20 protein-coding genes and 1 tRNA gene are annotated in these 20,880 nt (G+C 64.1%); 13 read left to right on the top strand and 8 right to left on the bottom strand.

The window, feature by feature from the left end; all coding sequences use genetic code 11:
- Positions 1 to 46: 46 nt before the first annotated feature.
- From NG701_RS18275 to NG701_RS18255, 5 genes are all read right to left on the bottom strand, one after another.
- The gene (locus NG701_RS18275; RefSeq protein WP_252569553.1) at positions 47 to 913 is read right to left on the bottom strand and encodes an ABC transporter permease; all 867 of its coding nucleotides are present in this window, start codon (positions 911 to 913) and stop codon (positions 47 to 49) included.
- Positions 910 to 1,872, bottom strand: a complete 963-nt coding sequence (locus NG701_RS18270) for an ABC transporter ATP-binding protein (protein ID WP_252569550.1) — start codon at positions 1,870 to 1,872, stop codon at positions 910 to 912. Before NG701_RS18270 ends, NG701_RS18275 begins: the two co-directional genes overlap by 4 nt.
- A gap of 150 nt (positions 1,873 to 2,022) precedes the next feature.
- Complete coding sequence (locus NG701_RS18265) at positions 2,023 to 2,274, bottom strand: PspC domain-containing protein (RefSeq protein ID WP_056344450.1); 252 nt, start codon at positions 2,272 to 2,274, stop codon at positions 2,023 to 2,025.
- A 3-nt stretch (positions 2,275 to 2,277) separates the two neighbouring features.
- Entirely contained in the window at positions 2,278 to 2,562 is a 285-nt protein-coding gene (locus tag NG701_RS18260; RefSeq protein WP_252569547.1) for a hypothetical protein, read from the bottom strand.
- A 1-nt stretch (position 2,563) separates the two neighbouring features.
- Positions 2,564 to 4,087, bottom strand: coding sequence for a PspC domain-containing protein (locus NG701_RS18255; protein ID WP_252569545.1), 1,524 nt, complete (start codon positions 4,085 to 4,087; stop codon positions 2,564 to 2,566).
- 124 nt (positions 4,088 to 4,211) lie between these two features.
- Here NG701_RS18255 and NG701_RS18250 point away from each other — a divergent pair, with 124 nt between their 5' ends.
- Both NG701_RS18250 and NG701_RS18245 read left to right on the top strand, forming a co-directional pair.
- Entirely contained in the window at positions 4,212 to 5,633 is a 1,422-nt protein-coding gene (locus NG701_RS18250; RefSeq protein WP_252569541.1) for an ATP-binding protein, read from the top strand.
- Entirely contained in the window at positions 5,630 to 6,313 is a 684-nt protein-coding gene (locus NG701_RS18245) for a LuxR C-terminal-related transcriptional regulator (RefSeq protein WP_252569539.1), read from the top strand. The genes NG701_RS18250 and NG701_RS18245 overlap by 4 nt, the downstream gene beginning before the upstream one ends.
- Positions 6,314 to 6,417: 104 nt before the next feature.
- Here NG701_RS18245 and NG701_RS18240 read toward each other — a convergent pair whose 3' ends face one another.
- Positions 6,418 to 7,635 carry a pyridoxal phosphate-dependent aminotransferase gene (locus tag NG701_RS18240; RefSeq protein WP_252569536.1) on the bottom strand — a complete coding sequence of 406 codons (1,218 nt, stop codon included), beginning with the start codon at positions 7,633 to 7,635 and terminating at the stop codon, positions 6,418 to 6,420.
- A 263-nt stretch (positions 7,636 to 7,898) separates the two neighbouring features.
- Here NG701_RS18240 and NG701_RS18235 point away from each other — a divergent pair.
- The 9 genes from NG701_RS18235 to rplL all read left to right on the top strand — a co-directional run bounded on the left by NG701_RS18235 (position 7,899) and on the right by rplL (position 14,496).
- Positions 7,899 to 7,971, top strand: a tRNA-Trp gene (locus NG701_RS18235).
- A gap of 81 nt (positions 7,972 to 8,052) precedes the next feature.
- Positions 8,053 to 8,337, top strand: a complete 285-nt coding sequence (gene secE, locus NG701_RS18230; RefSeq protein ID WP_252569533.1) for a preprotein translocase subunit SecE — start codon at positions 8,053 to 8,055, stop codon at positions 8,335 to 8,337.
- Positions 8,338 to 8,454: 117 nt separating this feature from the next.
- Entirely contained in the window at positions 8,455 to 9,321 is an 867-nt protein-coding gene (gene nusG, locus NG701_RS18225) for a transcription termination/antitermination protein NusG (protein WP_252569530.1), read from the top strand.
- A 130-nt stretch (positions 9,322 to 9,451) separates the two neighbouring features.
- A complete protein-coding gene (gene rplK / locus NG701_RS18220; RefSeq protein ID WP_024365990.1) occupies positions 9,452 to 9,883 on the top strand; it encodes a 50S ribosomal protein L11 in 432 nt (143 codons plus the stop codon).
- Positions 9,884 to 10,025: 142 nt separating this feature from the next.
- Complete coding sequence (rplA, locus tag NG701_RS18215; RefSeq protein WP_111906643.1) at positions 10,026 to 10,733, top strand: 50S ribosomal protein L1; 708 nt, start codon at positions 10,026 to 10,028, stop codon at positions 10,731 to 10,733.
- Positions 10,734 to 10,884: 151 nt separating this feature from the next.
- A complete protein-coding gene (locus NG701_RS18210) occupies positions 10,885 to 12,003 on the top strand; it encodes a GNAT family N-acetyltransferase (protein ID WP_252569527.1) in 1,119 nt (372 codons plus the stop codon).
- An 8-nt stretch (positions 12,004 to 12,011) separates the two neighbouring features.
- The gene (locus NG701_RS18205) at positions 12,012 to 13,130 is read left to right on the top strand and encodes a GNAT family N-acetyltransferase (protein WP_252569524.1); all 1,119 of its coding nucleotides are present in this window, start codon (positions 12,012 to 12,014) and stop codon (positions 13,128 to 13,130) included.
- 296 nt (positions 13,131 to 13,426) lie between these two features.
- Positions 13,427 to 14,038 carry a 50S ribosomal protein L10 gene (gene rplJ / locus NG701_RS18200; protein ID WP_252569521.1) on the top strand — a complete coding sequence of 204 codons (612 nt, stop codon included), beginning with the start codon at positions 13,427 to 13,429 and terminating at the stop codon, positions 14,036 to 14,038.
- Positions 14,039 to 14,118: 80 nt separating this feature from the next.
- Positions 14,119 to 14,496, top strand: a complete 378-nt coding sequence (gene rplL, locus NG701_RS18195) for a 50S ribosomal protein L7/L12 (protein ID WP_056344416.1) — start codon at positions 14,119 to 14,121, stop codon at positions 14,494 to 14,496.
- A gap of 134 nt (positions 14,497 to 14,630) precedes the next feature.
- On the opposite strand, the gene NG701_RS18190 is transcribed toward rplL, so the two are convergent.
- Together NG701_RS18190 and NG701_RS18185 are read right to left on the bottom strand one after the other, a co-directional pair.
- Positions 14,631 to 15,128: an aminoacyl-tRNA deacylase gene (locus tag NG701_RS18190; RefSeq protein ID WP_252569519.1), complete on the bottom strand. Its 498-nt coding sequence runs from the start codon at positions 15,126 to 15,128 to the stop codon at positions 14,631 to 14,633.
- A 16-nt stretch (positions 15,129 to 15,144) separates the two neighbouring features.
- The gene (locus NG701_RS18185; protein WP_252569516.1) at positions 15,145 to 16,344 is read right to left on the bottom strand and encodes an acetyl-CoA C-acetyltransferase; all 1,200 of its coding nucleotides are present in this window, start codon (positions 16,342 to 16,344) and stop codon (positions 15,145 to 15,147) included.
- A 221-nt stretch (positions 16,345 to 16,565) separates the two neighbouring features.
- Between NG701_RS18185 and NG701_RS18180 the strand changes: the two genes are divergently transcribed.
- Complete coding sequence (locus NG701_RS18180; RefSeq protein ID WP_252569514.1) at positions 16,566 to 17,036, top strand: hypothetical protein; 471 nt, start codon at positions 16,566 to 16,568, stop codon at positions 17,034 to 17,036.
- Between the two features lie 296 nt (positions 17,037 to 17,332).
- A complete protein-coding gene (rpoB, locus tag NG701_RS18175; protein WP_252569511.1) occupies positions 17,333 to 20,842 on the top strand; it encodes a DNA-directed RNA polymerase subunit beta in 3,510 nt (1,169 codons plus the stop codon).
- Positions 20,843 to 20,880: the final 38 nt, after the last annotated feature.

Raw genomic sequence — 20,880 nt, 5'->3', positions numbered from 1 at the left:
TGCCGCCGAGCCACCAAGATCAACGATTGGTGAGGCCTGGAGCCGGCTACTTCTGCGGCGGCCACTTGAACGCCAACCGGGCAAGCACGGCACCCGCGGCCACCCAGATGCCCAGGACCAGGAACGTCAGCGGCAGGTTGTAGGTGCCGCCGGGCTCAACGGCTTCAAAGCCGGCAGGCAGGAAAACAGACCTGAAGGCGCTCGCCGTCCAGCGCAGCGGGAAGAAATTGGCCACGGACTGCAGCCAGTCCGGAAGCTGCGAGAACGGGAAATACACGCCCGACGTGAAGGACAGGAGCAGTACCGGCAGGACCGCCAGCGTGGACGCGCTTTGTGCCGACTTGGGCAAGGCAGTGAACGCGATGGCCACGGTGGCCCAGGCAGCCGTGGCCAGGATCATCAGCAGCGCCACCAGGCCCCACTGCCCGGCATCCCGTGGCAACGGGACGTCGAACAGGACGGCTGCCGCGAGCAGCAGGAGAACAGCCTGGGCCACGATCAGGTAGAGCGTCTGGCCGGTTTTCCCGATGAAGTACGACGCCGCAGGCAATGGCGTTCCGGCCAGCCGCTTCACCGTGCCGTTGAAACGCTCAGTGGCCACGTAGCTGCTGAGGTTCTGGAACCCGCTGAGGATGGTGCTCAGCGCAAGCATGCCGGGCAGGTAGTAGTGCGCCGGGGTGATGCCGCCCTGCCCGTCCGGGCCGGCCCCGAAGACCGGCTCATCACCGAAAACAGTCCCGAACAGGGACATCATCAGGATCGGGAAGAAGAGGACCAGGACCAGAGATAGCACGTCACGGTTAAATAGTTTGATCTCCAGCAGGACCCGGCCAAGTCCCAGGCGCAGGACTGATGGGCGCCAGGTCGGGCGGCCGGTGGCGGGGGAGACGGATGCGGGGACTGCCGTGCTCATCGGAGGGCTCCTGAAACGGACGATGCGTCCGTAGATCGTGCGGCGGATGGTTCGGCAGAGGGTTCGGCGCCGTCCGCGGCACCGATGAGCTGGAGGTAGATGTCCTCGAGGCTGGGACGTACGACGGCGAGCTCCGCCGGCTCTATTGCGCCGCCGTCGGACAGCGACGCGACCAGGGAAGCTGGCTGCTCGGTCACCACTTCGCGAAGGCCGGAAGCATCCCGCCACCGGACGCGAGGCATGCGGAGGCCCGGACCGCCGATGTCCTGCGGGCTGCCTTCGGCGATCAGCCGCCCGTGGTTGATGACGCCGATCCGGTCCGCCAGCTGCTCGGCCTCGTCCAGGTAGTGCGTGGTGAGGACAATGGTGGTGCCGCCGCTGCTCAGCCGGCGGATGAGGTCCCAGAACTGCCGACGGGCCTCCGGATCGAATCCTGTGGTGGGTTCGTCCAGGAACAGGACTTCCGGGTTGCCGATGATCCCCAGCGCCACGTCCAGCCTTCGCCGCTGGCCGCCCGAAAGGGTTGAGATACGGACGCCGCCCTTGCCCCCGAGCCCCACGGCTTCCATGACCTCGTCCACCGGTCGGGGCGCCGGGAAACAGGCAGCCAGTGACCGCAGGGCCTCTGAAACCCTGAGTTCCCCGGAGTCGGTGGACTCCTGGAGGACGATGCCGATCCGGGCGCGGAAGGACGGTGCCGCCTTCCAGGGGCGCGTTCCCAGAACCATGACCTCGCCGCTGTCAGGTTTCCGGTGGCCTTCCAGGATCTCGATGGCGGTGGACTTGCCGGCGCCGTTGGGACCCAGGAGGGCGTAGGTTTCGCCGGCATGGATGGTGAGGTCCAGCTGGTCCACGGCCGTGAGGGTCCCGCCTTTGGGCAGGCCGTACGTTTTGTTGAGGCCGCGCACGGTGATGGCATCAGGGGATTGCCGCTGCCCGGGGATGAGGGAAGTGTTCATGCTTCCAGCGTTGCAGTCCCGGGGTGCCGGTCGACAGGCCCGGCCGGTTGAATCTGTTGTCCACCGGCCGGTGGACAAGGACAGCAGAAAGGCCCCCGCTCCTGGAAGGAATTCTCCGGGGAGCGGTGGCCTTGCGGTTCTGACCTGAGGTCAGCTGATGGAGCGGCGGTCCAGGAATTTCTGCAGCGGGATGGAGTTCTGCTGGTCAGGAAGGACCAGCCACGCTGCGATGTAGAGGACGACGGCGGGGCCGGGGAGGAGGCAGAAGACCAGGAAAGCGATCCGGACGAATGCCACATCCACGTTGAGCTTTGCTGCAATGCCGCCGCACACACCTCCCAGCCAGCGTTGGGGTCCACGTTTCAGGCCGAAGCCCCTGACGATGCTGAAGAACTTGTCCATGGTTCAAGACTTCCCTGTTGTGGGTTCATTGTCACGCTTTCGGGCCGAAAGCAGCCCGCCGATCACCAGCGCGGCGCCGGCGCCGATCATAAGGCCGATCAGTACGTAGGTGCCGTTCAGGGTTACCACGCCCAACTGGGCGATGATGATCAGGGCGGCCAGCGCCATCACGATCAGGCCCCAGACTATCGTGCCCACCCGTGTGGGTGAGGGTCCGGCCGCGTCGGTGTGCACCGTCGTCGGGGTTTGCGGGGTAGACGAATCCGGTGCCGGATCGAAGCTGCTCATGTCAGTTTCCTTCCTGGATGGTGACGTTGCTGAGGGTGCCGTCGATCCGGATGATCAGGTGGCCGCCTGGCTTGTCGGTGTTGTAGCTGGTTTCCTGGGAGGTAATGCCGCCCCGGTGGTTGGTGCCTTCGTTGAGGTTCCCCAGCGTCATGTCTGCCCTCACGTCCACGGGAATGTTGCTGGGGAGGATCACGGTGACGTTGCTCGCCGTGATGTCCAGGGGAACTACGACTTCTGAGTCCAGCGGGGCTTGCGCGCCCAATTGGGTGAGGTCAACGGTTCCCCTGCCGCCGGTGACGCTGAAGCCATCGGCCGCCTGCTGCTGGCTCGTCGGTGCCCAGTCGACCTGGGTGAAACGGACCCTGTCGCCGTTGCCCACAACGTTGAAGATGCCGCCAATCACCAGGGCAACAACGGCGAAGAATCCGAGGATTCCGGACGTCCTGCCGCGCAGGCCCGCGACCAGGATACCCAGGCCCAGGATGGCTGCACCGCTGGCCCAGACGATCGCGTTGGCGGCGTCGCCGAGGTTGATCACGTTGCCGGCGTGCAGGGCTTTGAGCCCGCCACCCACCAGGAGCGCTGTTCCGGCTGTAATGGCTACTGCCGGGGCGCCGGGGCCGGAGGGGCGGACCTTGGGTGCGCGTGCCGGGCCCTGTGGAGGCTGGTAGCCGCCGTAGGCACCGCCGTCGCTGCCGCCCCCGCCGTAGCTGCCCCCACCGTAAGGCGGGTTGACGCTCGACGGCGGGACCGGAAGGTAAGGCGCGCTGCCGGTCGCGCCGGACGTGCTCGACGTGCGGGTAGAGGCGGAATCCGTGGCCGCAAACGGCGAGGCATAGGGGGCGGTGGGGGCGGCCGGGTAACCGGAGTTTGCGCCGGCCGGCTGCGGTGCGGCGGTCATGGGAGCTCCATTTCGGGCCTTGGTGCGTTGGGTCAGGTAGTAAATGAAGTAGATGGCGCCGCCCACCCAGAAGACGGTCCAGAGGAATCCGCCGAAGCCGTTGCGGCTCCAGCCCCAGAATCCGCCGCCCAGCCCGGTGAGCCCCACCACGGTGGTGATCAGGGCGCCTGTCATGCCGCTGGACCAGCGGCCGGCGCCGGCTTCCTGGACGTGGATGCGCCCGTCGGGTTCGGGAAGGAACGCCCAGGCCAGGCCGTAGAGCAGGACGCCGATTCCGGCGAAGAGGGTGAGGACAATGAAGATGCCGCGGACAATCAGCGGATCGATGCCCATCCGGTGCGCGATGCCGCTGGAGACACCGCCGATCCACCGGTCGCGTCCGCGCTGGATGCCGTGGCTCCGGACCCAGGTGAAGAAGTCACCGGACTGCCCCGGCGCTTTGGCGCTGGAGTACGGGCCTGCGGACGGCCCGGCATACGGGCCGGCATCGGGACCGGCGGCCGGGGGTGTGTCCTGCGAAGCAGCTGGGGGTGGCAGGAGTGGTTCGGTTGGCTGGTCCGGGTCGCGTGGGGGGAGCGGTTCCGTGGGCTGGCCGTCATCGGGGGTGGGGGTGTGGGAGTTCATACTTTGATCCTGCCGTCCGGGGCGGCGCAGCTCTACTGGGGAACACCCTGACTCGCCCCTGAGTCACCCCCGGTTCAGTCCGGAATCGGGTCCGGGGAACCCTGATCCGTGCTTGGATTGACACATGACCACCGCCCTCACCCGTCCACCGCTTGTCCGCAGCAGCGACCGCGTCATCGCGGGCGTATGTGCCGGCCTCGCGGCGCATCTGGGCTGGCCGGTGAAAAGCGTGCGGATCGGCATGGCGCTCGCGACCCTCGCCGGTGGCGCCGGGTTGGCCTTCTATGCGTGGCTGTGGATCATGGTCCCCACCGCCGACGAAAGTGCCCGGCGCAATGCCAGGCGTCCGGCGTCGCCCATTGCCCCGGCCGTCAGCCTTGACCCGGCATTCAGCGCTGGGCCGCCCTCGCCGTCGCCGTACCAGGGCTCGCCCGCGGCCGCTCCCTGGTGGGGAAATCCCGACGCCGATGCTTTCGCCCCGGAGGGTGTTTCCCGCAGCGGGCCCGGTGCAGGCTACGGGTCGAGCTACGGGGCCGCCGTGCGGCCGCCGTGGTTCCGGGTCCGCAGAATGCGCTACGGCAAGGAAATGCTGCTGGGCGCCGGCCTCCTCCTGGTGGCGGGCATCATGATTGCCCAGCTCCTGGGCGTGGACGTGCCACTGGAGACCCTCATCCCCGCCGCTGCCGTGCTGGGCGGTGCAGCCATCGCCTGGATGCAGCTCGACGAAACCCGCCGCGCGGGCCTCGTGGACAAGACCAAAGCCGATCAGGCAGGCGGCTGGGCGCGCCTGGCCGCCGGGTTGGCGCTGGTGGTTGCCGGCGTGCTGGTGATGGTGTCCGGCTCCGGATCGTGGGAACAGACCTGGCTGGCACTGCTGGCATCGGTGGCCGTGCTGGGCGGCGTGGTCCTGGTGCTGCTTCCGTGGGCACTCAAATTCTGGCGGGACCTGGAAACGGAGCGTGCGGGCCGGATCCGTGAAACGGAGCGCGCCGAGATCGCGGCCCACCTGCACGACTCCGTCCTCCAGACCCTCGCCCTGATCCAGCGGCGGGCGGGAAACGAGCACGACGTCGTCCGGCTCGCCCGGGCCCAGGAACGCGAACTCAGGAGCTGGCTGTTCCAGGACCCGGGTAAGGAGGCGGGCCAGCTTTCGGACCGTATCAAGGCCGTGGGTGCCGAGGTGGAAGACGCCCTCGGCAACGCCGTGGAGGTGGTGAGCGTCGGGGATACGGCCATGACCGAATCCCACGAGGCGCTGGTCCAGGCCAGCCGTGAGGCGATGCTTAATGCCTCCCGGCACGGCGGCGGAACCGTCTCCGTCTACCTGGAAGTTTCCGACGGGCATACAGAAATCTTCATCAAGGACAGGGGGCCGGGCTTCGACCTGCAGGATGTTCCCGAAGACCGGCTCGGCGTCCGCGAGTCGATCATCGGACGCATGAAACGCCACGGCGGGACCGCTTCCATCACCAGCACGTCGGACGGCACCGAGGTACGGCTGGGAATGCCGGCGCTCCAAACGGACAACGCGGAAGGGAAATCATGAACAACCTACAGGGGACCGGGCCCATCCGCCCCGCGCAGTCGGTCCGGGTGGTGATCGTGGACGATCACGCCATCTTCCGCTCGGGACTCAAGGCCGACCTGGATGAGAGCATCCAGGTCGTAGGTGAAGCGGCCACGGTTGAGCAGGCCATAGCCGTGATCGCGCAGGCGCGTCCGGAAGTGGTGCTCCTGGACGTGCATTTGCCGGGCGGCCTCGGCGGTGGCGGCCGGGAGGTCATTGCGGGTTCCGCGGCGCTCCTGGGCACCACCAAGTTCCTGGCCCTGAGCGTCTCCGACGCCGCCGAGGACGTGGTGTCGGTCATCCGCGCCGGCGCCCGCGGGTATGTCACCAAGACCATCTCCGGGGCCGAGATCACCGACGCCGTGTTCCGCGTGGCCGGCGGCGACGCCGTGTTCTCGCCCCGGCTGGCCGGCTTCGTGCTGGATGCGTTCGGCACCGCCCCGGCGGACATTGCTGACGACGAACTGGACAGGCTTTCCGCCCGCGAGCTCGAAGTGATGCGGCTGATCGCCCGCGGCTACAGCTACAAGGAGGTGGCGAAGGAGCTGTTCATCAGCATCAAAACCGTGGAAACCCACGTATCAGCGGTACTGCGAAAGCTCCAGCTCTCCAGCCGGCACGAGCTGACCAAATGGGCCGCAGAACGCCGCCTCCTGTAAGACGCTCTCTCACTTCCTGTGGCTTAAACCGGAACGCTCTATCACTCTCCTAAAGAAAGTGATAGAGCGTTTGGTTTTTTCTTGCAGGAAGTGAGAGAGCGTGCCTACTTGGCCTGGCCCAGGAAGCCCTGGAGGCGGGCGACGCCGGTGGCCAGGTCCTCGTCGCCCAGGGCGTAGGAGAGCCGCAGGTAGCCTGAGGGGCCGAACGCCTCACCCGGCACCACTGCCACCTCAACCTCATCCAGGATCAACGCCGCCAGTTCGGCGGAGGTCGACGGCGTTGCGGTGCCTGCCGCCGTCGGGAATTCCTTCCCCAGCAGCGCACGGACGTCCGCGTAGACGTAGAACGCACCCTTCGGCGTCGGGCATTCAACACCGTCGATCGCGTTCAGGCCGGCAACGATCGCCTTGCGGCGGCGGTCAAACGCCACCTTCATCTCGTCGACGGCGGTCAACGGTCCGGAGACGGCGGCGAGGGCTGCAATCTGCATGATGTTCGAAACGTTGGAGGTGGCGTGTGACTGCAGGTTGGTGGCCGCCTTGATGACGTCGGCCGGGCCGATCATCCAGCCCACACGCCAGCCGGTCATCGCATATGTCTTGGCGACACCGTTAAGTATGACCACTTTGTCGCCCAGTTCAGGGGCTGCCGTGGCGATGGAGGTGAACGGGACGCCGTCGTACGTCAGGTGCTCGTAGATCTCGTCGGTGACCACCCAGAGCCCCTTGGCGGCGGCCCACTTGCCGATCTCGGCCACCTGCTCCGGGCTGTACACGGCGCCGGTGGGGTTGGACGGCGAGACAAACAGCAGGATCTTGCTCTTGTCCGTCACAGCGGCCTCAAGCTGCTCAACCGTGACCAGGTAGTCCTGCTCAGGTCCGGCGAACACCTCAACGGGGACACCGCCGGCGAGCCTGATGGCCTCCGGGTAGGTGGTCCAGAACGGCGTGGGAACAATCACTTCGTCGCCCGGATCCACCAGCGTGGCGAAGGTGTTGTACACGGCCTGCTTGCCGCCGTTCGTCACCAGGACCTGGGACGGATCCACGGCATAGCCGGAGTCGCGGAGAGTCTTCTGAGCGATGGCCTTTTTGAGCTCCGGCAGGCCGGCGGCGGGGGAGTAGCGGTGGTACTTGGGCTGGCTGGCGGCCTCGATGGATGCCTTGACGATGTAGTCCGGGGTGGGGAAGTCCGGTTCCCCTGCCCCGAAGCCAATAACCGGCCGGCCAGCTGCCTTCAGCGCCTTGGCCTTGGCATCAACAGCCAGGGTTGCGGATTCGGCAATTGCGGAAATGCGCTTGGAAACGCGGGCGGCAGACATGGCGGGGTCCGTTCTTCGCTTGCAGCCGGGAGGGCTGAATGGTGGAATTCGACGTGATCTACTCTATGCTGTTCAGCGGATCGTTCGGGCTGCCGGCGTGGATCAACTCAGCCACCAGGGCGGATTGGACGGTCCGGAATGAGGCCGGTTCGACGTAGACGAAGTTGTTGCGTAGACTGGTTCTCCGGTGTTGAAAACACGGATGATGACGTGCGCCCCAGTGAAAACTGCGGAAGTTTGTTATGGTGCTGTTTTCGATCCATAGGGTAGTGGCGCAATTGGTAGCGCAGCGGTCTCCAAAACCGCAGGTTGCAGGTTCGAGTCCTGTCTGCCCTGCGCAAGCTGTTCCGGCGGAATACCGGAGCAAGCGCAGCAACCATGGTTCTGATCAGGACCGGGTAATCCAACATTGCAAAGATGAGCGAGGACCAGGTGACCGAAACAGCTGCCAGCAGCTCCAAGGGCCGCCCAGCTAAGAAGGACGCCAAGGCAAACTTCTTCGCTCGTATTGCACTCTTCATGCGCCAGGTCATCGGCGAACTGAAGAAGGTTGTTGCACCAACCCGCAAGGAACTGATCAATTACACGCTCGTGGTGCTGGTGTTCGTGGCCATCATGATGGTCATCGTCAGCGTGCTGGACATCGGTTTTGGAACCGCGGTCAGCTGGGTCTTCGGCGGGATCGCTCCCGGGGACCGCTAAGGCAAAATCGTCCGCAGGCCGTGTGGCCTTGTCCGGGTAAACCGGAAGAATCCACGCGGTGTGCGGAATTGAGCCATTTAAATAGGCATGTTAGGCAATGAGGAAGCAGGAGACCAAGTGTCTGAGCAGGAGCTCGAGGTAACCGAGACTGAGCTGGAAGAGTCCACGGACAACACGGCGGCCCCCACGGCTGAAGCCGGTGAAGAGTCCGAGGTTGAGTCCGCTGCGCCCGATTCCGCCGACGCCGATTCCGCCGACGATTCAGACGATTCAGAGGATGCCGATTCAGAGGGTGACGCCGTAGAAGGCGAACCTGCTGAGGGCGACTCAGCGGGCGACGACGCTGATGCAGACGCCTTGGCAGCCGCGGCCGCCAAGGCCGAGGTTGACCCCGCCGACGAATTCAAAGCCAAGCTGCGCCGCCAGGAGGGTGACTGGTACGTCATCCACTCCTACGCCGGCTACGAAAACCGCGTCAAGGCCAACCTTGAGACCCGCATCCAGACCCTGGACATGGAAGATTACATCTTCGAAATCCAGGTGCCCATGGAAGAGGTCGTTGAGATCAAGAACGCTCAGCGAAAGGTCATCAACCGCGTCCGGATCCCCGGCTACGTCCTGGTCCGCATGGACCTGACGGATGCCTCCTGGGGCGCCGTCCGCCACACTCCCGGTGTTACCGGCTTCGTGGGCAACGCCCACAACCCGGTGCCGCTGCGCCTCGACGAAGTCTTCTCCATGCTCGCGCCGGTCTTCGAAGAAGAGCAGGCCGAAAAGGGCAAGCCCGTCAAGCACGCTGCCGCCCAGATCGACGTCGACTTCGAGGTCGGCGAGTCGGTCATCGTCAAGGAAGGTCCGTTCGAGACCCTCCCCGCCACGATCTCCGAGATCAAGGTGGAATCCCAGACCCTCGTGGTGCTCGTGTCGATCTTCGAACGCGAAACCCCGGTCACGCTGGCATTCAACCAGGTCAGCAAGATCTAGTTACCCGCACAGAATTCGTTCCGGACTGCCCGCTTAGCAGCCCCGGAACGGCCGGTCGCCTCGCCATGGCGGCCAACAACCTGAGGCACGCTCCTGTGTCCCAGGAAGATATTGAGAGAAGGACCTTACATTGGCTCCCAAGAAGAAGGTCACCGGCCTCATCAAGCTGCAGATCCAGGCAGGCGCCGCTAACCCGGCCCCGCCGATCGGTCCTGCGCTTGGCCAGCACGGTGTCAACATCATGGAATTCTGCAAGGCGTACAACGCTGCCACAGAAGCCCAGCGCGGAAACGTTATCCCCGTGGAAATCACGGTCTACGAAGACCGTTCCTTCACGTTCATCACCAAGACCCCGCCGGCTGCAGAGCTCATCAAGAAGGCTGCAGGCGTTGCCAAGGGTTCACCCACCCCGCACACCGTCAAGGTTGCCAAGCTGACTCAGGCCCAGGTCAACGAGATCGCCACCACCAAGATGGAAGATCTCAACGCCACCAGCCTCGAAGGCGCAGCGAAGATCATCGCCGGTACCGCCCGCTCCATGGGTATCACCGTAGAAGGCTAATAGCCTTCACCGTCGGGAAACCGGCACCACTGCCGGACAACCGGCACAAACCGTAATGCCGCAGGATCCTTGCAGGATCCTCGGCTGTGGCAGGGCCCAGCGCGGTCCGCAGACCACAACTGCACAAGGAGAAATAAGCAGCATGGCAAAGCGCAGCAAAGCATATGAGGCAGCAGCCGCCAAGATCGACGCGGAGAACTTCTACGCGCCGTTCGAGGCAGTAACGCTCGCCAAGGACACCAACCCGTCCAAGTTCGACGCCACCGTTGAGGTTGCCTTCCGCCTGGGCGTTGACCCTCGCAAGGCTGACCAGATGGTCCGCGGCACCGTTATCCTGCCCCACGGCACCGGTAAGGTCTCCCGCGTCCTGGTCTTCGCAACGGGCGACAAGGCTGAGGCAGCAATCGCTGCCGGCGCCGACTTCGTTGGTTCCGATGACCTGATCGAAAAGATCGCAGCCGGCTGGACCGACTTCGATGCCGCCGTTGCCACCCCTGACCTCATGGGCAAGGTTGGCCGTCTTGGTAAGGTCCTGGGTCCCCGTAACCTGATGCCGAACCCGAAGACCGGCACCGTGACCGCAGACGTGGCCAAGGCTGTCAACGACATCAAGGGTGGCAAGATCGACTTCCGCGTCGACAAGCACTCGAACCTGCACTTCATCATCGGCAAGGTCTCCTTCGACGCCATCAAGCTGGCCGAGAACTACGCAGCAGCACTGGAAGAGGTGCTTCGTTTGAAGCCGTCCGCTTCCAAGGGCCGCTACATCCAGAAGGCCACCGTGGCCACCACGTTCGGTCCCGGCATCGCCGTCGACCCCAACGTCACGAAGGTTCTGACCGAGGTCTAGTCCTCAACAGCACTTCGGCCGGGTTATCCCGGCACATCTTGGGACCGTCCGGCACTGCGCCGGGCGGTCCTTTGGTTTAACCCCAATAGCCCTGGGCCAAACGGCCCCCGTCCCGCCCTCGACCAAACCGTACGGATGGCTAAGATGGGGAATGACCGGTCAGCAGCTGATGATCACCGCAGTCGCCATTCCTTCAGCGCTCGATGCCGGGACAGACCACAGTGCCGGCGGCACCGGCGGCGTGATGGACTTCCACGAGTGCCACGCCTTGCGCGAGAAGCACGAGCTGGAGAAATGGGGCGACCTGGACCGCTGCCCCACGGCCATGGAGAGCCTGGAATACTGGCGCGGCAATGAGTATGAGGAACGCCGGCTCTTCATTGCACGGCTGGGCCAGCACACCGTGGGAACCTGCTCCGTAACCCTGCCCCTGCGTGAAAGCACGTCCACGGCAGGGATCATGGTGGACGTGTCGGCAGCCTTCCGGCGGCGGGGTTGGGGCCGCCGGCTGCTGGAGCACGCCGAGGCTGTGGCCGCGGACAGCGGCCGCACTTCCCTGGATGCCTACTGTGAGCTGCCCGCCGGGACGGTGGAGAGTGCGGTCCGGCTGATCCCCGCCAAATCGGGCGCGGGCGGGCTCCCCGCAGATGACCCTGACGTGGCCTTTGCAGCCGGTGCCGGCTACGAACTCGAGCAGGTGGAGAGGTCCAGCCGGCTCACGCTGCCGGTCCCGGCGAGCCAGCTCGACGCACTGGAGACGGAGACGTCTTCGCGGGCAACCGGCTACGCCCTGGTGGGCTGGTCTGATACGTGTCCTGACGAACTCGTGGCTGAATACGCAGTCCTCAAGAACCGCATGAGCACGGATGTCCCTATTGCCGGCCTGGACTGGGAAGCCGAGGACTGGGACCCTGCCAGGGTCCGGCAGGAGGAGCAGGCGAACAGCCGCAGCGGCGTGCAGTGCCAGGTCGCAGCGGCGCTGCACAGGCCTACGGGCAAGCTCGTGGCCTACACGGTCCTGAACTGGCGGCCGGGCATTCCTGCGAGCATTACCCAGCAGGACACCCTGGTCTCTTCCGGGCACCGCGGCAAGAGGCTGGGATTGCTGATCAAGGCCACGAACCTCCGCGCCGCCCAGCATCGATGGCCCGCGGCGCGGTCGGTGCTTACATGGAACGCCGTGGAAAACCGGCATATGCTGGCGATAAATAATTTGCTTGGATTCAAACCTGCTGGTTATGAGGGCGAATGGCAGAAACGGCTGGGATGACGCACCTTATGGCAGAAGACGTACGGATAGAGCAGCTGTGGATCCCGGACACCCTGGACGCACCTGACGCAGTGGATTTCCTGGCTGCCGTAGAGGTGGGCCGCAAAGTCCGGATGCAGACCTGGGGCAGCGACGATCTCGCATACACGCCGCTGGAGAAACTCCTGGAGCTGGCCGATCCCTATGAGCGCCAGGTCATCCTGGTAGCCAAGGCCGGGGAGCAGATCATCGGTACGGTTGACATTGCCTTGCCGCTGACCGACAACCTGGACATGGCGGAGTTCACCCTGGACATCCTGCCGGAATTCCAGCGCCAGGGAGTTGGCCGCAAGCTGCTCCTCGCGGCTGAACACCTGGCACGCAGCGAGGGCCGCACGCTGATCCTCGTTGACACCAACCATCCCGGCGCGTCCCTGCACGAGTTCGAGACGGCCCAGCTGGTGCCGGGTTCAGGCCAGGGCTTTGTGCCGTTGGACAGCCGGGAAGTCGAATTCGCGCGCCGGACCGGCTACACACTTCAGCACATCGAGCAGTTCAGCTCCTGTGCACTGCCGCTGGACACCAAACTCGTGGCCGATCTCCAGGTCGAGGCCGATGAAGCCAATAACGGGCGGTACCGGCTCCATCACTGGACGGACCGCTGCCCGGATGAGTGGCTGGAAGCCGTGGCCGTGCTCGAGAACCAGGCGGGCGCCGACGTCGACCCTTCCCTTGAGACTCCCGTTGAGCAGGACATGGTGTTCGACGGCGGCATCCTCCGCGAGGCGGAAGAGGTCACCATCGCGCAGGGGAGGCGGACGGTGGTCACCGCCGTCGAGCATCTGGCCACCGGGGCCCTGGTGGGCCTGACCACCATCAGCGTCCTGGCCCACCGGCCCGATGTGGTGTTCCAGGACGACACCCTGGTCCTACAGGAGCACCGCGGGAACAAGCTGGGACTGCTGATCAAGGTCGCCAACATGGAGCGGCTCACTGAACAGTTCCCCGATGCCCGGGTGATCTACACCTGGAACGCGCCCGAGAACAGGTACCTGCTGACGGTCAACCAGCAGCTCGGCTTCACCACCGCCGGCGTGACCGGCATCTGGCAGAAAGAGCTCCCGTACCTGGGTACCAGTAAGAGCTGAGGCCGATTTGGTGGTCCGGCGGCCCGTCCCGTAAGCTTGAAGGACCAAAGACCGTCGGTTGTTGGAAATCCACTCTCCTGAACGCAGCTCAACTCTGTAGTTGTGTGCGGGAGGCCAAGTGTATTTCTGGACGAAGGACCCTGAACATAGGGCGGCCGGCGCAGGTGAACGAAGCAACGCTCCACAGCGAAAGCCGTGTTGAGCCAAGCCCCGTGCATCTGCGCGGGGCGTTTTTTCGTTTTAGCTCATCTGAGCGGGGACCGTCGCATACCGGCACTATCCCCGGAAGGAGGGTTATGGCAACGCCTACAAAGGTTTCAGCAGTAGCTGAGATCGCTAACGATTTCAAGGAATCGAACGCCGCTGTCCTGACCGAATACCGTGGGCTCACCGTTGCACAGCTCAAGCAGCTGCGTGTTTCTCTCGGCCAGGACACCAAGTTCTCGGTCGTCAAGAACACCCTGACCGCCATTGCAGCCAAGGAAGCCGGTGTCGAAGCATTCGACGGCCAGCTTGCCGGCCCCACTGCAATCGCGTTCATCAAGGGTGACGCAGTTGCAGCTGCCAAGAGCCTGACGGATTTTGCCAAGGCCAACAAGCAGCTGGTCATCAAGACCGGTTACTTCGAGGGCAAGGCACTGAACGCCAGCGAAGTTTCTGCACTGGCAGCGCTCGAGTCCCGCGAGCTGCAGCTCGCCAAGGTTGCAGGCATCCTCAAGGCTCCTGCTGCCGCCGCTGCACGCACGATTGACGCACTGCGCCTCAAGCTTGAGGAAGCGAACGGTGCACCGGCAGCTGCCGGGGCTCCCGCCGCTGAAGAAGCTCCTGCCGCAGACGAAGCCCCCGAAGCAGTTGCAGAAGCTGGTGTTGAGGCACCCGCCGAGGCACCCGCTGCCGAAGAGAACTAGTTTCTCTTCACCCACCAGACTCCGGTGTGAAGGCAATGGCCCAGGCCGCCAAGCACCACCTATAGGAAGGACGCCACACCATGGCGAAGCTCACCAACGAAGAGCTCATTGAAGCTTTCAAGGAACTGACCATCATCGAGCTCTCCGAGTTCGTCAAGCTCTTCGAAGAGACCTTCGAAGTTACTGCAGCTGCAGTTGCTGTTGCTGGCCCCGCCGGTGGCGGCGCAGCTGAAGAAGCTGAAGAGCAGACCGAATTCGACGTTATCCTCGAATCAGCTGGCGAAAAGAAGATCGCAGTGATCAAGGAAGTTCGCGCAATCACTTCCCTGGGTCTGAAGGAAGCTAAGGACGTTGTTGACAGCGCCCCCAAGGCTGTCCTCGAAGGCGTCACCAAGGAAGCTGCCGAAAAGGCAGTCGAGCAGCTCCAGGCTGCCGGCGCAACCGTTACCCTCAAGTAACTCACGCCGCTTCACGGAAAACCCCGTCCACTTCGGTGGGCGGGGTTTTCCTGCATTTAACCAAAGTAGGTCGCGCTAACTGTCGTTATGAGCGCTCATAACGACAGTTAGTGCGACCTACTTGCGTGTGGTGCCTAATTCGGCTCGGAGATATCGGCGACGACGGCGCCCAGTGCTGCGGTGAGCGCATCGGCGTCCACAAATGCGCTGTAGCCGTGTTCGCCGGCGCCCATGGAGATCCGGCGGCCGGCAATGGTGGCGTCCGCGTATACCGGCCAGGCGGTGGTGCTGCCGAGCGGGGTGATGGTCCCGCGTTCGTAGCCGGTCGCACCAAGCGCCACGTCCGCGGGCGGCAACGAGAGTTTGTTGACGCCCACCAGGGTCCGCAGTTTTGGCCAGGAGATCTGCCGGTCACCCGGAATCAGCGCGAACAGGAACGTTCCGTCCTTGTGCTTGACCACCAGGGACTTCACGATGTCCGCTGGCGTGATGCCCAGGATCCCGGCCGCCTCCTCGAGGCTCCGCGCGGCCAGCCGCTCCACAAGTTGCACGTCCAGTCCGCGCGCGGCGGCGTCAGCGAGGAAACGCTGACGTCCGACGGCGGCGCTCCCGTTGTCGGCCTGCCCCACCATCAGTTCGTGCCCGCCATCAGTCGCGGTACAGCAGCAAGGCTTCGCCCTGACCGCCGCCGCCGCACAGCGAAACCGCGGCCTTACCGCGGCCACGCCGTTTAAGTTCATGGGCCGCGTGGAGCGCCAACCGCGCACCGGACGCCCCGATCGGGTGGCCCAAGGCAATGGCGCCGCCGTGGATGTTGCACTTCTCCAGAGGGTAGTCCAGGTCGTTCAGCGACTGCACCGCGACCGAACCGAAGGCTTCGTTAATTTCGATGAAGTCCAGGTCCGCGGTGCTCCATTCCGCCCGCTGCAGTGCGTTCATGATCGCGTGGGAAGGCTGCGAATGCAGGGAATTGTCCGGACCCGCAACCTGTCCGGGCTTCCCCACCACAGCCAGGTATTCCAGGCCGTTCTCCTCCGCGAAACGGCGCGATGCCAGCACCAGTGCGGAGGCGCCGTCGGACAGGGGAGAAGAATTGCCTGCGGTGATGGTTCCGTCGCTGACAAAGGCCGCCCGCAGCCCGGCCAGGGACTCGATGGACGTGTTGGGCCGTACGCCTTCATCGGCGGAGACAACGATGGGATCGCCCTTGCGCTGCTTGACGCTGATGGGTGCGATCTCGTCGTCGAAGACGCCGTTCTTCGCCGCCAGCGCCGCACGCTGGTGCGAGTGGGCGGCCACGTTGTCCTGCGAGGTCCGGTCAATGCCCAGGGTCAGGTTCTTGGTTTCGGTAGAAAGGCCCATGGACTGGCCGTCGAACGCATCCGTGAGGCCGTCGTGCGCCGCGACATCCAGCGCCTGGATGGCGCCATAGGTCCAGCCCTGGCGGGAACCCGGCAGCAGGTGGGGCGCACGGGTCATGGATTCCTGACCGCCGGCCACCACCACCGTGGCGTCGCCGCTGCGGATCATCCTGGCGGCGTCGATCACCGCGGTCAGCCCGGACAGGCACACCTTGTTGATGGTGACCGTGGGAACGTTCCAGCCGATTCCCGCTCCGATAGCGCTCTGGCGTGCGGGGTTCTGCCCGGCGCCGGCCTGCAGTACCTGGCCCATGATGACGGCGTCCACTTGGCCGGCCTCCACGCCGCTCGTGGCAATCGCGGATCTGATCGCGTGCGCTCCGAGTTCGACGGCGGTGAAGCTCGCCAGTTGCCCGTTGAGCCGGCCCTGCGGGGTGCGCGCACCGGCCAGGATGACCACGTCAGTGTTGTCGTTGGAGTTGCCCATTGTGATCTCTTCCGCTCTGAATCGATGTACTTCCAAGGCTACCGTGAGGCATGTCACCTATTTATCCAAACGCCGCAGGGGTGCCGGTGATTCCATTCGTGCCGGTCGTGGCCACTAGGGGAGAACTACCCATCCGCCGGTTGTGCGCGTGGTCGCGGTGGTGCGTAGGGTGGACGGCGAAGACGAAAGCAACAGAGCAACGCAAAACAGGGAGCAGCATCTTGAAGAAAATCCTCGCCGCGGCAGCCATGGCCAGCCTCGCCGGACTCACCGCCTGCAGCGTTGCCACTCCTGCGCCGGACAGCACTTCATCCACAGCAGCCCCGACTGCGTCCACGTCCGCACCTTCCACCGCGTCGCCGTCGCGCTCTTCCAGTCCTTCAGCAGCGCCCCAGGCCGGCGGTGTTAAGGGAGCCTGCGAGACGTTCAACTCGCTCTACGCCGACTACAAGGCCATCCAGGATGATTCCAACGCCTACGAGGGCATCTACTTTGCCGCGCAGGAAGCCAAGGACACGGTGTCCGGGAACCTGGTGGGACTGTTTACCTCGCTCAGCGTCCTCGCGCTTGACCACTCCACGGCCGCGAAAAAGGGCGGCGACCCGGAGCAGGCTTCCAAGGATGGTGTGCGTGATGCTGTCTTCGCAAACGCCCAGGCATGCACGGCTGAGGACGTTACGCTCCGGCTTTGATGCCGCTTCCGGTATCAAAAAATCAGTGCTTGCAATAAGTCCGGTTGTGGGGTAGACACGTAATTGGTTTTGCCGTATCGTAGATATTTGCGTCTTCCCTGTTTACCTTCAGCCTTCATATAGCGGTGGGCTTTGCCTGGCAGCTGACCATCAACGTGCCGTCAACAACGTCATTGTATGGAAAGCCCCGGCCCGGGTCATATAGCGGAACCGGATGGTAGCACTGCGGAGTCATTCCGCAGGGTGCACAGCGGGGGAGATCTGAAAACGCCTGAAGGTCTGTGGAAGGATCCCTCTTGGTCGCCTCGAGCACCTCTAATAACGAAACCGCTAACACCGCCGACAGCACTGATGGTGCCACTCGCCGGCTCTCATTCGCAAAGATTCACGAACCGCTGGACGTTCCGAATCTCCTTGCCCTGCAGACGGACAGCTTCGACTGGCTGGTCGGAAACGAACGCTGGCAGGCGCGCGTAGCGAAGGCCGTCGAAGAAAACGATCTCAGCGTCGCCACCTCGTCCGGACTGTCGGACATCTTTGAAGAGATCTCCCCGATCGAGGACTTCCAGGGCACCATGTCCCTGAGCTTCTCCGATCCGGAGTTCGCTGACCCGAAGTACACCATGGCCGAGTGCAAGGACCGGGACGCAACGTACTCGGCGCCGCTGTACGTCAAGGCCGAGTTCATGAACAACAACACGGGCGAAATCAAGCAGCAGACCGTGTTCATGGGCGACTTCCCCCTCATGACGGAGAAGGGCACCTTCGTCGTCAACGGCACCGAGCGTGTGGTCGTCTCCCAGCTGGTCCGTTCACCGGGCGCCTACTTTGAGCGCACCGCCGACAAGACCAGTGACAAGGACATCTTCACTGCCAAGATCATCCCGTCCCGCGGTGCATGGTTTGAACTCGAGATCGACAAGCGCGACCAGGTCGGCGTTCGCCTCGACCGCAAGCGCAAGCAGTCCGTCACCGTTCTGCTGAAGGCCCTCGGCTGGACCGAAGGCCAGATCCTCGAAGAGTTCGGCCAGTACGACTCCATGCGCGCAACGCTGGAGAAGGACGCCACCGAGACCCGCGAAGACGCGTTGCTGGACATCTACCGGAAGCTGCGACCGGGCGAGCCGCCCACAGTCGAGGCTGCCCAGTCACTCCTGGACAACCTGTACTTCAACTCCAAGCGCTACGATCTGGCCAAGGTTGGCCGTTACAAGATCAACCGCAAGCTTGGCATTGACCGCTCCCTTGGCGACAAGGAAGCTTCGGTCCTGCACGTTGAAGACATCGTGGCCATGATCAAGTTCCTGGTTGCCCTGCACGCCGGCGAGAAGACCCTCACGGGCAAGCGCGACGGCCAGGACCACGAGCTGCGCGTCGAGATCGATGACATCGACCACTTCGGCAACCGTCGTATCCGCGCCGTCGGCGAGCTCATCGAGAACCAGGTCCGCACCGGCCTGTCCCGTATGGAGCGCGTTGTCCGCGAGCGGATGACCACCCAGGACGTCGAGGCCATCACGCCTCAGACACTGATCAACATCCGCCCTGTCGTTGCAGCCATCAAGGAGTTCTTCGGAACTTCCCAGCTGTCACAGTTCATGGACCAGAACAACCCGCTGTCGGGTCTGACCCACAAGCGCCGTCTGTCCGCGCTTGGCCCGGGTGGTCTGTCCCGTGACCGCGCAGGCATGGAAGTTCGAGACGTTCACCCGTCCCACTACGGACGTATGTGCCCCATCGAAACCCCTGAAGGCCCGAACATTGGTCTGATCGGTTCGCTGGCATCCTACGGCCGCATCAACCCGTTCGGCTTCATCGAGACTCCTTACCGTCTCGTCGCTGAAGGCGTTGTCTCCGATGAGGTCCAGTACCTCACGGCCGACGACGAGGCAGAGGTCCTGATCGCACAGGCCAACGCTCCGCTGGATGAGAACAAGAAGTTCGCCGAAGAGACCGTCCTGGTCCGCGCCCGTGGTGGTGGAGGCGAGCCTGTGCTCGTTCCCGCCGGCGAGGTCGAGTTCATGGACGTTTCCCCGCGCCAGATGGTGTCCGTGGCTACGGCCCTGATCCCGTTCCTCGAGCATGACGATGCTAACCGCGCACTCATGGGTGCCAACATGCAGCGCCAGGCCGTGCCGCTGGTCCGTTCCGAGGCCCCGTTCGTGGGTACCGGCATGGAGCGCGCCGCAGCCGTCGACGCCGGTGATGTCACCATTGCGAAGAAGGCCGGTGTGGTTACCGAGGTCTCCGCTGAGCTCGTCATCATGCTCAACGACGACGGTACGGAAACCAACTACCGCATCAACAAGTTCGCACGCTCCAACCAGGGCAACTGCTACAACAACCGTGTCCTGGTGAACGAAGGCCAGCGCCTCGAGGTCGGCGGCATCATCGCCGACGGTCCGGCAACGGACCAGGGCGAACTCGCCCTTGGTAAGAACCTGCTCGTGGCATTCATGTCATGGGAAGGCCACAACTTCGAGGACGCCATCATCCTCTCGCAGCGCATTGTTGCCGAGGACGTTCTTTCCTCCATCCACATCGAGGAGCACGAGATCGATGCCCGCGACACCAAGCTTGGTGCCGAGGAAATCACCCGTGACATCCCCAACGTGTCCGAGGAAGTTCTGGCAGGCCTGGACGAGCGCGGCATCATCCACATCGGTGCCGAGGTTGAAGCCGGCGACATCCTGGTCGGAAAGGTCACCCCGAAGGGTGAAACCGAACTGACCCCGGAAGAGCGCCTGCTGCGCGCCATCTTCGGTGAGAAGTCCCGCGAAGTGCGCGACACCTCCCTGAAGGTTCCGCACGGCGAGTCCGGCACCGTCATCGGCGTCCGCGTCTTCGACCGCGACAACGACGACGAGCTGCCCCCGGGCGTGAACCAGTTGGTGCGCGTCTACGTGGCCGCCAAGCGCAAGATCACCGACGGCGACAAGCTCGCCGGCCGTCACGGCAACAAGGGCGTTATCTCCAAGATCCTCCCGATCGAGGACATGCCCTTCCTTGCCGACGGTACCCCCGTTGATATTGTCCTGAACCCGCTGGGTGTTCCGGGCCGTATGAACGTCGGCCAGGTGCTGGAAACGCACCTCGGCTGGGTTGCCAAGACCGGTTGGAAGATCGAAGGCGAGCCCGAGTGGATGAAGCAGCTGCCGAACCTGCCGCGCGAGAGTGGCCAGACCACTGTTGCAACGCCGGTGTTCGATGGCGCCCGTGAAGAGGAAATCACGGGCCTGCTCGACTCCACCAACCTCACCCGCGACGGCGACCGCCTGATCAACTCCTCAGGCAAGACCCGCCTCTTCGACGGCCGCTCCGGCGAGCCGTTCCCGGATCCGATCTCGGTCGGCTACATGTACATCCTGAAGCTCCACCACCTGGTGGACGACAAGATCCACGCCCGTTCCACTGGCCCGTACTCCATGATCACGCAGCAGCCGCTGGGTGGTAAGGCACAGTTCGGTGGCCAGCGCTTCGGTGAGATGGAAGTGTGGGCGCTCGAAGCTTATGGCGCCGCGTACACGCTCCAGGAACTCCTCACCATCAAGTCGGATGATATCCACGGTCGTGTCAAGGTCTACGAAGCAATCGTCAAGGGCGAGAACATCCCCGAGCCGGGCGTTCCTGAGTCCTTCAAGGTCTTGATCAAGGAAATGCAGTCGCTGTGCCTGAACGTGGAAGTACTCTCCACGGACGGAACCACAATTGAAATGCGTGACTCTGATGACGCAGTCTTCACGGCTGCGGAAGAACTGGGCATCGATCTGTCTCGTGCAGAGCCCAGTTCCGTAGAAGAGGTTTAGCAGGTGATGTCCGACGACGGGTGACCACCCGCCGTCGG

The organism is Pseudarthrobacter cellobiosi, assembly GCF_023913815.1.
Classification (GTDB): domain Bacteria; phylum Actinomycetota; class Actinomycetes; order Actinomycetales; family Micrococcaceae; genus Arthrobacter; species Arthrobacter cellobiosi.
Note: the sequence above shows the minus strand (reverse complement) of the source record. Positions and strands in the feature narration are given on the sequence as shown.